16 protein-coding genes are annotated in these 14,231 nt (G+C 70.6%); 12 read left to right on the top strand and 4 right to left on the bottom strand.

The features are described from left to right. The first annotated feature begins 4 nt into the window (after positions 1 to 4). The 6 genes from ACIQAC_RS01240 to ACIQAC_RS01215 all read left to right on the top strand — a co-directional run bounded on the left by ACIQAC_RS01240 (position 5) and on the right by ACIQAC_RS01215 (position 7,371). Positions 5 to 2,053: a hypothetical protein gene (locus ACIQAC_RS01240; protein WP_402185882.1), complete on the top strand. Its 2,049-nt coding sequence runs from the start codon at positions 5 to 7 to the stop codon at positions 2,051 to 2,053. A gap of 11 nt (positions 2,054 to 2,064) precedes the next feature. Further along, positions 2,065 to 5,427: a hypothetical protein gene (locus tag ACIQAC_RS01235; RefSeq protein ID WP_402185880.1), complete on the top strand. Its 3,363-nt coding sequence runs from the start codon at positions 2,065 to 2,067 to the stop codon at positions 5,425 to 5,427. 8 nt (positions 5,428 to 5,435) lie between these two features. Beyond that, entirely contained in the window at positions 5,436 to 5,963 is a 528-nt protein-coding gene (locus tag ACIQAC_RS01230; RefSeq protein WP_402185879.1) for a hypothetical protein, read from the top strand. A gap of 63 nt (positions 5,964 to 6,026) precedes the next feature. After that, on the top strand, positions 6,027 to 6,851 hold the full coding sequence (locus ACIQAC_RS01225; RefSeq protein ID WP_402185877.1) for an N-acetylmuramoyl-L-alanine amidase: 825 nt from the start codon (positions 6,027 to 6,029) through the stop codon (positions 6,849 to 6,851). A gap of 2 nt (positions 6,852 to 6,853) precedes the next feature. Next, positions 6,854 to 7,078 (top strand): holin, encoded by a 225-nt coding sequence (locus ACIQAC_RS01220; RefSeq protein ID WP_402185875.1) that lies wholly within the window; start codon positions 6,854 to 6,856, stop codon positions 7,076 to 7,078. After that, positions 7,075 to 7,371: a hypothetical protein gene (locus ACIQAC_RS01215; RefSeq protein ID WP_402185874.1), complete on the top strand. Its 297-nt coding sequence runs from the start codon at positions 7,075 to 7,077 to the stop codon at positions 7,369 to 7,371. Before ACIQAC_RS01220 ends, ACIQAC_RS01215 begins: the two co-directional genes overlap by 4 nt. Before the next feature lie 56 nt (positions 7,372 to 7,427). On the opposite strand, the gene ACIQAC_RS01210 is transcribed toward ACIQAC_RS01215, so the two are convergent. Together ACIQAC_RS01210 and ACIQAC_RS01205 are read right to left on the bottom strand one after the other, a co-directional pair. Next, the gene (locus ACIQAC_RS01210; RefSeq protein ID WP_402185872.1) at positions 7,428 to 8,279 is read right to left on the bottom strand and encodes a helix-turn-helix domain-containing protein; all 852 of its coding nucleotides are present in this window, start codon (positions 8,277 to 8,279) and stop codon (positions 7,428 to 7,430) included. 10 nt (positions 8,280 to 8,289) lie between these two features. Further along, a complete protein-coding gene (locus ACIQAC_RS01205) occupies positions 8,290 to 9,042 on the bottom strand; it encodes a DUF6879 family protein (RefSeq protein WP_402185870.1) in 753 nt (250 codons plus the stop codon). Positions 9,043 to 9,218: 176 nt separating this feature from the next. Here ACIQAC_RS01205 and ACIQAC_RS01200 point away from each other — a divergent pair, with 176 nt between their 5' ends. Genes ACIQAC_RS01200 through ACIQAC_RS01190 form a run of 3 tightly spaced genes read left to right on the top strand, consistent with a single transcriptional unit; the run spans position 9,219 to position 9,945 of the window. Further along, the gene (locus tag ACIQAC_RS01200; protein ID WP_402185868.1) at positions 9,219 to 9,422 is read left to right on the top strand and encodes a hypothetical protein; all 204 of its coding nucleotides are present in this window, start codon (positions 9,219 to 9,221) and stop codon (positions 9,420 to 9,422) included. Further along, a complete protein-coding gene (locus ACIQAC_RS01195) occupies positions 9,419 to 9,766 on the top strand; it encodes a hypothetical protein (RefSeq protein WP_402185867.1) in 348 nt (115 codons plus the stop codon). Before ACIQAC_RS01200 ends, ACIQAC_RS01195 begins: the two co-directional genes overlap by 4 nt. Continuing rightward, positions 9,763 to 9,945 (top strand): hypothetical protein, encoded by a 183-nt coding sequence (locus ACIQAC_RS01190; protein WP_402185865.1) that lies wholly within the window; start codon positions 9,763 to 9,765, stop codon positions 9,943 to 9,945. Before ACIQAC_RS01195 ends, ACIQAC_RS01190 begins: the two co-directional genes overlap by 4 nt. A 195-nt stretch (positions 9,946 to 10,140) precedes the next feature. On the opposite strand, the gene ACIQAC_RS01185 is transcribed toward ACIQAC_RS01190, so the two are convergent. Beyond that, positions 10,141 to 10,683: a helix-turn-helix domain-containing protein gene (locus tag ACIQAC_RS01185; protein WP_402185864.1), complete on the bottom strand. Its 543-nt coding sequence runs from the start codon at positions 10,681 to 10,683 to the stop codon at positions 10,141 to 10,143. 151 nt (positions 10,684 to 10,834) lie between these two features. Here ACIQAC_RS01185 and ACIQAC_RS01180 point away from each other — a divergent pair, with 151 nt between their 5' ends. The 3 genes from ACIQAC_RS01180 (at position 10,835) to ACIQAC_RS01170 (ending at position 13,509) form a co-directional block, all read left to right on the top strand. Continuing rightward, entirely contained in the window at positions 10,835 to 11,809 is a 975-nt protein-coding gene (locus ACIQAC_RS01180) for an ABC transporter ATP-binding protein (protein ID WP_402186921.1), read from the top strand. A gap of 169 nt (positions 11,810 to 11,978) precedes the next feature. Continuing rightward, entirely contained in the window at positions 11,979 to 12,800 is an 822-nt protein-coding gene (locus ACIQAC_RS01175) for an ABC transporter permease (RefSeq protein WP_402185862.1), read from the top strand. 34 nt (positions 12,801 to 12,834) lie between these two features. Continuing rightward, positions 12,835 to 13,509, top strand: coding sequence for an AAA family ATPase (locus ACIQAC_RS01170; protein ID WP_402185860.1), 675 nt, complete (start codon positions 12,835 to 12,837; stop codon positions 13,507 to 13,509). A 217-nt stretch (positions 13,510 to 13,726) separates the two neighbouring features. On the opposite strand, the gene ybaK is transcribed toward ACIQAC_RS01170, so the two are convergent. After that, positions 13,727 to 14,227: a Cys-tRNA(Pro) deacylase gene (ybaK, locus tag ACIQAC_RS01165; protein WP_402185859.1), complete on the bottom strand. Its 501-nt coding sequence runs from the start codon at positions 14,225 to 14,227 to the stop codon at positions 13,727 to 13,729. Positions 14,228 to 14,231 lie beyond the last annotated feature (4 nt).

The following is a 14,231-nucleotide window of genomic DNA, read 5'->3' as shown; positions in this document are numbered from 1 at the left end:
CCCTGTGGCTCTCACGATCGGCACGCTGGTCGGTTTCATCCGGGCGGACGACACGGGCTGGACGCGCGGCATGGACGCCGCGCGCCTGCGGATGCGCGGCCTGCGCCGCGACACCGACGGGCAGCTCAGGGACCTTCGCGGCAGGTTCGTCTCGGAGGGCGAGGCAGCCGGGCGGGGCCTGGCCGACGGCATCCGCGCGCATGCTCAGCAGGCCGCGCCTGCGGTCAAGAAGGTGGGCGCGGCCGTCCTGGCGCTCGGCGCCGGCGCCCCGGCCGCCGCAGCAGTCGGTGTCGCCCTCATGGGGATCGTCGCCGGCGCCGCCGCCGCGGGCATCGCCGTCAAGGCGTTCACGCTCGCCGCCGGGCAGCAGTGGACTGCCGTCCAAGACGTCGCCACTCTCGCCGAGGAGGCGCAGAAGGCCGCCGCGTCCGGGTCCGCCGACGCTGCGGACAAGCAGAAGGCATACACCGACGCCCTCGCCCAACTCCCGCCCGCGACGCAGCAGACCGCGAAGGCGTTCGTCGGCCTGAAGGGCGACTTCAAGAAGTGGTCCGACGGCCTGTCCGGCACCACGATGCCGGTTTTCACCAAGGGCATCCAGATCTTGCGGGACCTGCTGCCGACCCTGACCCCGTTCGTCAAGGCGGCGGCCGGCGCCATCGGCGGGTTCCTGGACGACGTCGGTCGGGGAGTGAAGTCGGCCGGCTTCAAGGAGTGGGCCGCCGACATGGCGAAGGCCTCCGGGTCCGCCCTCAAGAACTTCCTCACGACGATCAAGAACCTGGCGGTCGGGTTCGGCGGGTTGCTCGCCGCGTTCCTGCCCGCCTCCGACGGTATGACCGGCGGGCTCGTCAGCATGACCGGCGCTTTCGCCGCGTGGGGCAGCGGGCTGAAGGACTCCGAGGGCTTCGCAGTGTTCATGGATCTCGCGCGCGAGGGCGGGCAGACCCTGGGGACCCTCGCGACGGCCGCGTTTGAGGTCCTTTCCGCGCTGTCGCCGATGCTCGGCGTCACGGCGCTGCTCGCGATGGAGATCGCACAGCTCATCAACGCTGCACCGCCCGGTGTGCTGCTGGCGATCGGCACCGCGTGGGTCGCGATCGGGCTCGCCGTCAAGGCGTACGGGCTGTACACGACGATCGCTGCGGCTGCGACGCGGGCGTGGGCGATCGCGCAGGCCATGTGGACAACGATCATGATGATGAACCCGATCGGCCTGGTGATCGCTGCGATCGTGGCCCTGGTCGCGATCATCGTCGTCGCGTACCGGGAGTCCGAGACCTTCCGGAACATCGTCCAGGGCGTGTGGGAGGCGCTGAAGACCGCGACGAGCGCGGCCATCGACTGGATCGCTGGCGCGATCAGCTGGTTCAGCAAGCTCCCCGGGAAGATGGCGGGCTGGTTCGGTGCCGCGAAGGACTGGGCCGTCCGCAAGCTGCTGGAGCTGGTCAACTGGCTGATGGGCCTGGACGACCGCGCGTTCCGGGCGCTGTCCGGGCTCGCGGGCTCCCTGAAGCGCAGGGCTGTCGAGGCCGGCGTGCAACTGGTGTCGGCGACACGGCAGAAGCTGTCGGACGCCGTGAACTGGGTGAAGGGCCTGCCCGGCCGGGCCCGCTCAGCGCTCGGAGGACTCGGCTCGACGCTGTGGAACGCCGGACGCAACCTGATCAGCGGCTTCATCAACGGACTCCTGAGCAAGTTCGGCGACGTGAAGACCACCCTCGGCAACCTGACGTCCAGCCTGACCTCCTGGAAGGGCCCCGAGGACGTCGACAAGCGGATCCTCACCCCGGCCGGACGCATGGTCCTGGCCGGGTTCCAGCGCGGCATCGATCTGCAAACCCCAGCACTGCGCGCGCAGCTTCAGGGCCTGACCGGCGCCCTCCCGGGGATGGCTCGCGGCGCCGCCGCCGGGGCTGCCGCTTCCGGCGGCGGCATGGCCGGACTCCGGATCGAGATCGCCGGTCCTGAGGAAGTGACCCGCCTGATCCGCGGCATCGTCGCGAACACAGGCGGTGGCGACGTGCAACTCACGTTCGGCAAGAGGCGCTAGGAGGTGTTCGGGTGGACCTCGATCTTCGAGGTGAGCTTCAGATCGGCGGGGTCTGGGTCGACACCACCGGCAACCTGCTGACACGGCAGGCGCTCGCCCACACGCGCGGCCGGCAGGACCAGGGTTCTCGGGTGGACCCTTCCACCTGCCGGCCGCTCATCAACAACACCGACGGCGAGTTCAGCTGGGACAACCCGTTGAGCCCGCACTACGGGAAGTTCGGCCGCAACAGCCCGTTCCGGTTCTCCCTGCGTGCGGGCGCGCCAGCCCTGGAACTGCCTGGCTCGTCCGCCGCGGTCGCGTCCACCCCGGACGCCGCTGCGCTGGACATTGTGGGAGACATCGACGTCCGGGTGGACGCGACGCTGCGCAACTGGACGACGTATGCGCCCGGCAGCGTCAGTACGACGCAGCTCCTCGGCAAGTTCGGGTTCGCGGCCGCGACGAAGTCGTGGTTCCTCGGTACGCGCAGCGGGCGGGTCTACTTCGAGTGGTCGGCGGACGGCACGAACGCGCTGTCGGCATCGTCCACGGTTCTGCTGCCGGTCTCTGCGTCCGGCCGGATGGCGCTGCGGGCCACTCTGGACGTCGACAACGGCTCTTCGGGCCGGACTATCACCTTCTACACGGCCCCCTCGGGCGTTGCAGGGCCGTGGACGCAGCTCGGTGATCCTGTCGTCCAGGCGGGCGTCACGAGCATCTTCAACTCGTCCCTGCCGCTGCGGGTGGGCCGCGCGACGGACGTTGCCTTCACCCAGCCGGATGGCCGGTTCCACAAGGCTGAGGTGCGGTCCGGGATCGGCGGCACGATCGCCGCCAATCCGGACTTCACCACCCAGGCCGTCGACGCCGGCTCGTTCGTAGACAGCGCCGGGCTCACATGGACGATCACCAGCCCCGCGTCCATCACGAATCGGCGTACCCGCCTCAGCCACGAGCTGGCCGCGGCCCCCCTGGAGTGGCACCCGTCGGGCAAGCACGTGTGGATCCCGGCCCAGACGGCCGGCGTCCTGCGGCGGATGCGCCGCAGCGGCAGGGCGCTCGAATCGACGCTGCGGCGCCGTATCCCGTCCGGGCGCCCGCTGGCGTACTGGCCGCTGGAGGACGGACGCGACAGCAGCCAGTTCTACTCACCGATCCCCGGTGTTCGGCCCCTGCGACAGGGGGGATTCGACCTGGCGTCGGACGACTCCCTGGCGGGATCGTCCGCGCTGCCATCGATCAAGGCTGGCGCCACCCTGTCCGGCACAGTGCCCGCACCGCCCGCCAATACCACCCAGTGGCACACGGAGTTCGTTTTCTTCGCAGAGGAAGGACCGCCGACCGACCGCACGCTGTTGCAGTGGACGGGCAGCGGCACCGTCAAGCGCTGGCAGCTGCTGCTGACCGACGTCGGCGCGAACACCATCGGCTACGACGAGAACGACAACATCGTGACCTCGTCTCTGCTGAACCTGACCGTCTACGGCTCCTGGTGCCGATGGCAGGTCTACGCCGTCCAAAACGGCGGCAACGTGGACTGGAGCGTGCGCTTCATTCCGATCGGAGGCGATGGCGGCGAGATCGAAACGAGCTACGCGGGCAGCCTCGGCCGGATCACCGGGGTCATGGGCCCCAACGCCTATCACGCCGAGCTCGACGGGGTGCGCATCGGCCACCTCGGCGTCTTCACGACCGCGGACACCCTGATCTACAACAACGCGGACATTGCCTTCACGGGCGAGACCGCAGGCGAGCGCATGCAACGCCTCATCGCCGAGGAGGCCCTGCCGCTCACCGTGACGGGCCACATCGACGATCAGACCCTCGTCGGCCCGCAGCGTCCGGACAAGGTGCTGGAACTGCTGGAGGAGGCGGCCGATGCCGATGGCGGGATCCTCTACGAGGACCGCGAGCGGCCGGCACTGCGGTACCGGGACCGGGCGTCGATGTACAACCAGACGCCCGCGCTGACGCTGGACTACACGACCAACGTCGCGCCGCCGCTGAGCCCGACAGGCGACGACGACGCCACGGAGAACGACGTCACCGTCAGCCGGGTCAACGGCAGTTCCGGCCGGGCCATGCTGGAGGAAGGACCGCTGTCCGTCCAGGACCCGCCGGCCGGCGTCGGTCCGTATCCGGCGTCGGTGTCGTTGAACCTGGACTCCGACGACCAAGCCGAGCCGATCGCGTATTGGCGCCTTCACCTGGGCACCTACGAAGGTCGCCGGTACCCGCAGGTCCACGTAATGGTGCACAAGGCGCCAGAGCTGGTGGACCAGATCCTGGCGGTCGACGTCGGGGACAAGCTGGTCATCCAGAACCCGCCGCCCTGGCTCGCTCCCGGCGACATCGAACTCATCGTCGAGGGCTACGAGGAGACGTTCGCCGGCCCGTTCCAGTGGGACATCGTGTTCAACTGCTCGCCCGCTCAGCCCTGGAACGTGGGTGTCGTCGAGGACGCCTCCCGGGGCCGGATCGACGCCAACCCCCGCGGCTCGCTCCTGGCGGCTGCGGTGGACAGCGACGACACGCAGCTGATCGTGCACACACCCGCCGCCGGGGCCACCCATCTGCCGGTTCCCTGGATCACCTCCAGCGGGCCCGGCCCGAACTACGCGTCGGACTTCCCCATCCCGGCTGTGCTGGGTGGGGAGGTCGTCTCGGTCTCCGCGAACACGCCGGCGCTCTGGGATCAGTTCGCGCGCACGGTGGCAGGCGGCTGGGGGGCGCCGGATGCCGGAGGCGCCTGGACGGTCACCGGTACGGCGGCGGACTACAGCGTGGGCAGCGGTGTGGGCTCCGTGGCACAGCCGTCCGTGGGGATCGCGCACCTCACACTGACGCCCGCGCCAGGACCAGACGTTGACCTGTATGTCGACGTCGCCACGTCGGTCCTCGCCAGCGGTGCCAGCCTGTTCACGGGCCCGTTGCTGCGGGCCGTCGACAACAACAACCACTACTCGTGCCGGGTCGACTTCACCACGGCGGCCGCCGTCAACATGACCGTGCGCAAGCGGGTGGCGGGTGTCGAGACACAGCTGGGCACGTACACGAGCGGTCTGACACACGTGGCCGGGACCTTCTACCGGGTGAGGGTCCAGTCCGCAGGGACCACGCTGCGGGCGAAGATCTGGCTGGCCTCCACTCCCGAGCCACGGCAGTGGCAGATCGAGGTCACGGACGCGTCGCTGACCGCGGCAGCGAACGTGGGCTCCAGGTCGTTCGCCAACACGGGCTCTACGGCAGTGTCGCCCGTCATGCGGTTCGACAATTTCTTGATCGTCACGCCACAGCGGATGACCGTCACGCGGTCCGTTGAGGGCATCGCCAAGGGCCACGCGGCCGGGGCCGAGGTCCGCGTGCACAAGCCCGCCGTTGTGGCCTTGTAGGAGGACCCGTGACGTTCATCGAGTTCCCCATCTGGCAGCCCGGCATGATCGTGACGGAGGCGCGCGCCAACTCGGCGGCGCTGGTCGGCCGCACCGTGTTCCGGGCCACCCGGGATGCCAACCAGTCCATCAGCACGAGCGCCTCAGCGAATCCGGACATAGCGAACGCCCTGTCCTGGGAGACGATCGGCGTCGACGACCTCGGCGGGTGGTCGTCGGGGTCCGCGACGCGCTACACCTGCCAGCTCGCTGGCTGGTACAAGATCCAGGCGAAGGCCGGCTTCAATGCCTCGGTGAGCGGCACCGCCCGCACGCTGGGCATCTTCATCACCGGGGGGCTGGCGCCTGGCGGGCACTTCAGAACGGCGACGACGTTCACCAACACGACCCACACCAGGGACGGCTTCCTGACTGCGCTGCTGGGTGTCGGCGACTACGTCCAGATCGCCCCCGGCCAGGACACCGGCGGGGCCCTCAACACCGCGACCGGCGGCATCCGGCCCACGCTGGAGATCGAGTTCGCCCGTCCCGCCTGACCATCCCGTACGTCCGCAGCCCCGCGCCGCCCGGCCGGGGCTTTCGTCATGCCCGGAGGCCTCATGCAGCTCGTCACCCGAAAGCAACTGGGCTGGCCCGCCTCGGCGGCGCCCTCCCAGGCGACCACAAAGGGCGTCAAGGTCCATTACACCGGTTCGGCCGTCTCGACGGCTCTGCTCAAGGATCACCAGCGGTGCATCGCCCTGTGGCGGGACATCCGCGCCGCCCACCTCGCCAACAAGGTCGAGAACTACTCAGACGTGGCCTATAACTACGCCGCCTGCGTCCACGGCTACGTCTTGGAGGGCCGCGGCGTCGGCCGCCGCACGGGCGCCAACGGCAACCAGACCCTCAACAAGGCGCACTACGCCGTGCTCGGGCTGATCGGCAAGACCGGAGTGACGCAGCCGACCGACGAGCTACTCAGTGCCCTTCGGGACGCGATCGAGCACCTCCAGGACCACGGCGGTGGTAAGGAGGTCAAGGGACACAAGGACGGCCTCGCCACCTTGTGCCCGGGGGGCCCGCTGTACGCGTGGGTGCAGAAGGGCGCGCCCCGGCCGGGCGGGAAGCCGGCCACGCCGAAGCCGGGCACGGCCCGCCCGGTGGTCGACCTGTCCCAGCTCATCGCGGCCGCCAAGAGCGACCCGCCCAAGAAGGGCACGCCGGTCTCGTACGCGGGCGTGAAGGTCGTCGAGGACGCCCTTGTGAAGGAAGGCCTCCTCGCGGGCTCCCTCGCTGACGGGCACTTCGGCACCGCCACAAAGGCCGCGTACGGCCTGTGGCAGATGCGCTGTGGGTGGCGCGGCGCCGACGCCGACGGCATCCCCGGCAAGAGCAGCCTCACCAAGCTCGGCACCCGCCGCGGCTTCGACGTCAAGGAGTAGCCATGTTCACCCGTGCTTTCTGGAAGGCCACCGGCGAGCGCACTGTGCGCACCGTGTCGCAGACCCTCGTGGCCACTCTCGGCCTCGACACCACCGGCGTCCTCGACGTCGATTGGGGCCAGGGTCTGGCGCTCGGCGCGAGCGCCGGCGTCCTCACGGTCCTCACCGCGCTCGCGACGGGCACCGCCGACGGACCGGGCCGGACCGAGACCGTGAGCCGCCAGTGACGGCGCCGGACCCCGGCGTCTACATCTCGTCAGCGCAGATGTACCAGGAGATGAGATCCCTGCACGACGCTGTGACCCGAGTCGACTCCAAGCTCGAAGCGCTCACCGGGCAGGCCGTACAGATCAACGATCACGAGAACCGGCTTCGGGTGCTGGAGAGTGCTCCGAAGACGGTCGACATCGAGCCCCGTGTTGCTTCGCTGGAGCGTGGACGTTGGCCCATGCCGACGATCGGTGTTCTGGCCGGTGTTGCGGGTGCGGCTACCGGCGCTATCGCTCTCTTCGCCCGCTGAAACGGTTTGCCCCCTCTCGCCTTCGGGCGGGAGGGGGCGTTTCGTCATGCCCGAGATCAGCGCGGGTGGAGTCCCCGGCGGGCTCGGTTGATCACGTTCTGCGCGTCGGCGCCGTACACCGCCGACTCGGCGAGCCTGTCCCACACACGCCGGTAGGAGGCCACCGTCTCGGTGTCGTCGAGCCAGAGTTCAGCGTGCCAGTCCTCGGCGATGACCAGGCTGTTGTCGAGTACCCAGAACCCGTTGGCGGTGGGGACCTTCAGAGAGGCCGTGAGGGGGATGACCCCGAGTTCGATCGTGTCCATCCCGACGTGGCCCGCGAGCCTGTCCAGCTGCGCGGCGAGAACGGAGGGCGGGCACACGAGGGCGTGCAGCGCGGGTTCCCACAGCAGGGCGTGGAAGCGCCGGCCTCCCTGGTACAGCCACGTCTGCCGTTCCATCCTGGACCGCACGGCTTCCTCGGTGTCCCGTGCCGTGCCGTAGAGGTCGGCGTACCGCAGGAAGATGTGCCGGGCGTAGTCGGCGGTCTGAAGCATGCCGGGGATGACGGCCTCTTCCCAGGCGTGGATGGTCCGAGCCTGGTCGACGGCCACGTTCCAGGTGTCCTGGACGGGCCGGTGCCCGGCGGCGAGCTGTCGACGCCACGAACGGATGTGGGACTCGAACCCGCGCAGCCGGGCTAGCAGTTCCTCCACAGCCTCGGCTTGGCCTACGCCGTCGGCCCACGCTCGGAGGTCCTCCGGGGTGGCGGTCTGCCGGCCGCCCTCCAGCTTGTACACCTTGGAGTGCGGCCAGCCGAGGCGTTGCGCGAGCTGCGTGCCGGTGAGACGGCCTCCAACGGCCGACAGGCGTAGCTCCCTCAGGCGTCGTCCGAGGGCCTCGCGAGCCTGCTGGTAGTCCGTGCTCACCGGCGGTGCTCTACTCCTTCGTGCCGAGCTGTGCCGCGAACTGGTCGTAGGGCACCGACGCGTGGACCGCAGCGTCCCGGACCTGGCAGTACCGCAGCACCTCGGCAGGCTCGGTGATGATCTCGACGTCGTTGAAGACGTCCCGGCCGTCGAAGTTGAGGACCGCGACGAGGCGGCTGTCGAAGACCCAGAAGTCCTCGGCGGGCAGGTGCGCCCCTTCGGCATCCTGTCGCCACACGTTGCGTGCATCCTCGCCGGTGGCCGCGTTGCATCGGGCGTAGCTGAGGAGGAATCGCTGGCCCTCGGTGGGCGGGTTGTCGACGACGCGCACACGGCCGACGTACTTTCCGGCCGCCGTCTGCCGGCGGATGTTCGTGCACCAGTCGCTGTCGAGGTCGCACGGCGCCGTGCCCGTGGCGAGGAACTCGGCGTAGCCGGAGTCGTCGCGGTCCGAGGCGTAGCCGCGTCGGGTCTCCAGGTGCCACGCTGAGTGCTTGAAGTGGTGGAAGAGCTGCCCGAACTCTTCCAGGTCGATCAGCTTGGGCACGCGGTGCAGCTCCTTCGGGCCGTGGTTGACGAGGAGTTCGCGCGGGACGGCGACCGCCACGTCCTCCGGTCCCAGGTGCTGGAGCTGGTCGGTGTCGTCGGGGTCACTGACTGGCCGCCCCTGGACGATGATCTCACCGCTGTCGATGTCCTCGTGTACTGCTGGGCAGGCCCCGTTCTTGCTGTCGGTGCCGTTGAACCGGATCCGTCGCGCCATGGTTCGTCTCCCTCGTTGCCGGGGTGCAGTGACTCCAGCATCACCAGGCCCGGTGCCCCCGCACTACAGCGCCTCGACCCCTTTGTGAGACCAGACAAGAACATTCGCTCACTGCCTGAGAACATTCGAGAACATCGCATGGCAGCTGTCAACGGCGCGTCCATACCGTCCTGTTCATGGCCAACCACCAGCCACACGACACCGATCCCTTCGCCGCCATGGAGTCCCTGCGGGCGGCGCTGGACCAGGCCGGCATAGTGCTGCCGTCGCTCGCCGTCGACCCGGGCTCGCCGACCCTCGGACTCGTCGACCTCGGGCGGGTGCGCGCGGACGTTGCGGTGCGACTGGCTCACGCACTCCAGCGAGGAGCCGCCGCATGAACGCCCTCGCCTACGACGTCCCCGCCGACGTGGTCGCCGTCCTGGTGCTGCCCGAGATCGATGGTCTGGCTGTTGACCAGACCCTCGGCGCTGCCTGCGTGTGGTGCAACTGCCCGCTGCCCGTCGCAACGGCTGTCGACCTCGGCGAGCCCCTGTCACCGTGCGGCTCGACGGCCATATCCGGCATGCGCTGGTGCGCGCGCAGCTGCCCGTCCTGCGTCGCCGAGCGCGCCCACCGGGGCCTCTACTCCCACATCCCGGACTGCGAGCAGTGCACCGACGACGCCGAGGTGTGCGACGTCGGGCGCATCCTGTACCGCCTCGTGAGGGACCACCGACGATGAAGCTGACGAAACCGCCGAAGGACCCGGAAGCACGGGCACGGATCGCCGAGAAATCCGCCGGCCGGGCGGGCGGCTACTGCTGGATCGAGCACCCCGACGGCGGCAGCTTCTGCACGCTGCACCCCGGCCACGAACCCGACCTGCACTTCAACTTCTACATCCGCGAAGAGTTCCGGTGACCCCCGCCGTCTGGCCGCCGAGGATCCGGCCGGGCGACGGGTGAGCGGCCGCCCGACGGCGAGCAGAACAGGGCGGCCGCTCAACGCACGAGATCGGCCAGCTGTACACCGACCGCGTCACAAAGCAAACCTTCATAACCACTGGCTATCACGACAGTTCTTGGACGTCACCGGCCGCCGGGGTGGAAGGTCATTTCAGCGCACGAGGTGGGAGAGCGGGACGCCGATCGCGCTGGCGATGTCGAGCAGGGTCTCCAGGGTCGGGTTGGCGAGGCCGGCCTCGATGTCCTGGTAGTAGCTGCGGTTCATCGGGATGGCCAAGATCACCGACTCTTGCGTGAGGTTGTGGGCTATGCGGGCGTCGCGGATGGCCCTCCCGATGCGCTGCCGGTCCGGGCGCCAGGGGTCGTCAGTGAGGTCGCGAGGCACTCGACAAACGCTCTGACCTGCCTGATTATTAGTCAGCCTGGTGACAACAGGCTTTATGTGATCTTGAGGTTCAGCGTAGGGCCCCCATTGAGCCCCCGCCCCGTTGAAGGACCGGAAACCTTCGACGGGGCGGGTTGTCGTATGCGGCAGCTCGGCATATGCCGCCGGTTTATATAGAAAACATGTTCGATTATGGCTACGGTGGACGCAACGCGGCCCCGGTCGGCGGGGGTCCGGAAACCCCTGCCGACCGGGGCCGTGCTCTGTGCCTGGCGCCCCACCCGTGATGCGCCTACATCTCACGCACATCTCACAGACTGCGTGTGAGATGACGTCCGTGGAGCCGCCACCCTGGACGTTACGGACGTTGGGGCGCCTCAGTGGACACCACGGGCGCCCGATAGAGTCGTCCCTTGTGAGTACGCACGGAGCACAGGCCGTCCAGGACAGGGGTGAGGTCGTGTGTGCCGTGCGCGGGCTGTCGAAGACGTATCCGGCGGTGCGTGGACGCCGCGGGGTTCCCGCGACCCCCGAGGTACGGGCCGCCGACGACGTACGCCTCGACGTGTGCCGGGGCGAGATCTTCGGACTGCTCGGGCCGAACGGCGCCGGGAAGTCCACCGTCGTACGCCAGATCACCGGGCTGATGCGGCCCGACCGCGGCACCGTCGAGATCCTCGGCCACGACATCGTGCGCCATCCCGAGCGGGCCTCGCGGATCCTCGCCTACCTCGGCCAGGAGTCCAGCGCCCTCGACGATCTGACCGTCTCCCTGGCCGCCGAGACCACCGGACGGTTGCGCGGCCTGGAGGCACGGGTCGCGCGGGCCGAGCGGGACGACGTACTCGACGAGTTGGGGCTCGCGCCGATCGCCGGGCGGCCGATCCGCAAGCTGTCCGGAGGGCAGCGGCGGCTGGCGTGCTTCGCCGCCGCGCTCGTCGGCGAACGGCCCCTGCTCGTCCTCGACGAACCCACCACCGGTATGGACCCGGTCGCCCGCCGCGCGGTGTGGTCCGCGGTGGACCGCCGCCGGGCCGAGCGCGGTACGACCGTGCTGCTGGTCACCCACAACGTCATCGAGGCCGAGACCGTACTGGACCGGGTCGCCGTCCTCGACCGGGGCCGGGTGATCGCCTGCGACACCCCGACCGGGCTGAAGGAACAGGTCGCCGGCGAGGTGCGGGTGGAGCTGGTGTGGCGGGAGCGGGCGCCGCTGGAGGTGCCCGAGGTCGCGGCGCTGCGCGAGGGCGCGGTCGAGTCCGGCCGCCGCTGGACACTGCGGCTCGCGCCAGAGGAGGCCCGCGCGGTCGTCGCCACCGTCACCGGCGGGGCCGCGTTCGCCGCGCTGGACGACTTCACGCTCGCCACCCCCAGCCTGGAGGACGTGTACCTGGCGCTGGGCGGAGGCGCGCGGCAGGGACTGGTGAAGACGTGAGCGGTACGAGGGACACGCGGGCGGCCGCTCCGGGGCCGGGCTCGTGCACGGCTTTGAGTGTCCGGGCCCCCGGGTCCGTACTCGTGGCGAACGGGGCCGCCGCACGGACGGCGGACCGGGCCGCCGCGGCGACAGAGCTCGGGAACTCCGGGAAGGGGAGCAGCGCGACGTGAGTGTCGTACCCGCAGAGGTGCTGCCGGGCAGTGCGCCGGCCATCAAGGAGCGCCCCCGGGCGGCGGCCGAGCTGGCGCCACGGGCGCGGCTGTGGCCGTCGCTGGTGGCCGTCTACCGGGCCCAGCTGTCCCGGGCACGGGTGGCGCGGATCCCGCTGCTGTTCGTCGCGACCTTCCAGTCCGTCGGCATCCTGATCATGATGCGTGGGGTGGTGGACGGCGGCAGCCAGGCCGAGGCCGTGGTCGCCGGGTCCTCGATCCTCGTCGTGGCCTTCGTCGCGCTGAACCTGCTCGCCCAGTACTTCGGGCAGCTGCGGGCCACCGGTGGGCTCGACCACTACGCCACCCTGCCGGTGCCGCCGGCGGCCGTGGTGCTGGGTGCGGCGGGCGCGTACGCGTCGTTCACCGTGCCGGGGACCGTGGTGACCGCCGTCTTCGGGTGTGTGCTCTTCGGGCTGCCGCTGACCAACCTCTGGATCCTGCTCGCCGTGATCCCGCTGGCCGGCGCCGCGCTCGCCGGGCTCGGCGCGGCCCTCGGGCTGCTCGCGCCGCGGCCCGAGCTGGCCACGCTCCTCGGTCAGCTCGGTATGTCGGCGGCGCTGCTGCTCGGTGTGCTGCCCCCCGAGCGGATGCCGGACGCGGTCCGGTTCGCGCGGGACCTGCTGCCGTCGACGTACGGCGTCGAGGCGTACGCGCGGACCTTCTCCGGCTCCACGAACTGGGCGTTCGTCCTCGGTGACCTGGCCGTGTGCGCCGTGGTCGGGGTGATCTCGCTGGGCGTCGCGACGTGGGCGTACCGTCGGGCGGCCGTCCGGTGACGCGCCGCGCGGGCGGGCCTGGCACGATGTCAGGGTGAGCGCTCCGTTGACACCACCTCCGCCACCGCACGAACAGTCCTCGCACGGCCCGTCGGCCGACGGCACCTGGCAGTCGCCGCCCGCGCCCGGGTATGGCGGTGAGGGCGCGTCGGACGCCGCACACGGCGGATACGCCGGGCCGGGAGGGCCGGTTCAGGACGGGCCCGGCATGAAGACCGAGATACGCGAAGCCGGCGTGATCCTGGTGGCGCTGGCCGTGTGCGGGGTGCTGCTCGGGGCGCTGTGGGTCTGGCTGGCGCCGCGCGTGCCGCTGGTCGGCGAGGTCGCGGACGGTGCGTGGGCCGTGTACGTGCAGGACACCGAGGGCGAGCAGGCGATCGGGGTGGACGGAACGTTCACTCTGCTGGCGCTGGCGTTCGGGGCGGTGACCGCGGGGGCGGTGTTCCTGTTCCGGCGGCGCGGGGGTGTGCCGTTGGTGCTGGCGCTGGGGGTCGGGGGGCTGGTGGCCTCCCTGATCGCCTGGCGGGTGGGGATGTGGCTGGGGCCGTCGGACGACGTGCTGGCGCATGCCAAGGATGTGGGGCAGGGGGTTTCGTTCTCGGCGCCGCTGGAGTTGGGGACGAAGGGGGTGCTGCTTGCCTGGTCGGTCGCGGGGCTGGTGGTCCACCTGGGCCTCACGGCCCTGTTCGGCCCCCGCGACGAGGTCTGAACCCGGGGTGCGAGGCGCCCGGCGCGGGGGTGCGGGCCGGGGGCGTCTGCGCAGCCCGGCGCGTACGGGGTGCCGCTGCGCCCACCCGTGCCGCCTTGCGGCACGACTGCCCGCAGCGGCGGTCGGTTGCCCGCGGCTGGCGGCCGCGTTTCAGGGGCGCGGGGAACTGCGCGATCGGCCCCCACCGGGTCGCACTTTGAGTGACCCGCCCGGAGGGCTAGGCGCGGGCGATCGGGGCCAGGATCGCGTTCGTGAGGGTGGCCAGGGACTGGGGGGCCAGCTCGACCTCCAGCCCCCGACGCCCCGCCGAGACACAGATCGTGGCATGGCCCGACGCCGAGTCGTCCAGCACCGTACGCAACAGCTTCCGCTGCCCCAGCGGCGAGATCCCACCCCGCACATACCCGGTGGTGCGTTCGGCGAGCACCGGGTCGGCCATCGCCGCCCGCTTACCCCCCACCGCCGCCGCCAGCGCCTTCAGATCCAGCGAGCCGGCCACCGGGACCACGGCGACCGTGAGTGTCCCGTCGACGTCCGCCACGAGCGTCTTGAACACCCGCTCGGGGGACACCCCCATCGCCTCGGCCGCCTCCTCGCCGTACGAGGGATGCGCCGGGTCGTGCTCGTAGGCGTGCACCGTGTGGTCGACGCCCGCCGCGGTGAGGGCGACCGTGGCGGGCGTACCGCCGGACTGCTGCTTCTTCGTCTTCTTGGCCATACGT

Origin of the sequence: Streptomyces sp. NPDC088387 (assembly GCF_044753385.1) — a bacterium.
Taxonomy (GTDB): domain Bacteria; phylum Actinomycetota; class Actinomycetes; order Streptomycetales; family Streptomycetaceae; genus Streptomyces.
This window is presented reverse-complemented; position numbering and strand designations above follow the sequence as displayed.

Coding starts and splice junctions, on each gene's coding strand:
- ACIQAC_RS01225 (WP_402185877.1), top strand. CDS start 6,027: ATGCAGCTCGTCACCCGAAAGCAACTGGGCTGGCCCGCCTCGGCGGCG.
- ACIQAC_RS01220 (WP_402185875.1), top strand. CDS start 6,854: ATGTTCACCCGTGCTTTCTGGAAGGCCACCGGCGAGCGCACTGTGCGC.
- ACIQAC_RS01205 (WP_402185870.1), bottom strand. CDS start 9,042: ATGGCGCGACGGATCCGGTTCAACGGCACCGACAGCAAGAACGGGGCC.
- ACIQAC_RS01200 (WP_402185868.1), top strand. CDS start 9,219: ATGGCCAACCACCAGCCACACGACACCGATCCCTTCGCCGCCATGGAG.
- ACIQAC_RS01195 (WP_402185867.1), top strand. CDS start 9,419: ATGAACGCCCTCGCCTACGACGTCCCCGCCGACGTGGTCGCCGTCCTG.
- ACIQAC_RS01190 (WP_402185865.1), top strand. CDS start 9,763: ATGAAGCTGACGAAACCGCCGAAGGACCCGGAAGCACGGGCACGGATC.
- ACIQAC_RS01185 (WP_402185864.1), bottom strand. CDS start 10,683: ATGTGCGTGAGATGTAGGCGCATCACGGGTGGGGCGCCAGGCACAGAG.
- ybaK (WP_402185859.1), bottom strand. CDS start 14,227: ATGGCCAAGAAGACGAAGAAGCAGCAGTCCGGCGGTACGCCCGCCACG.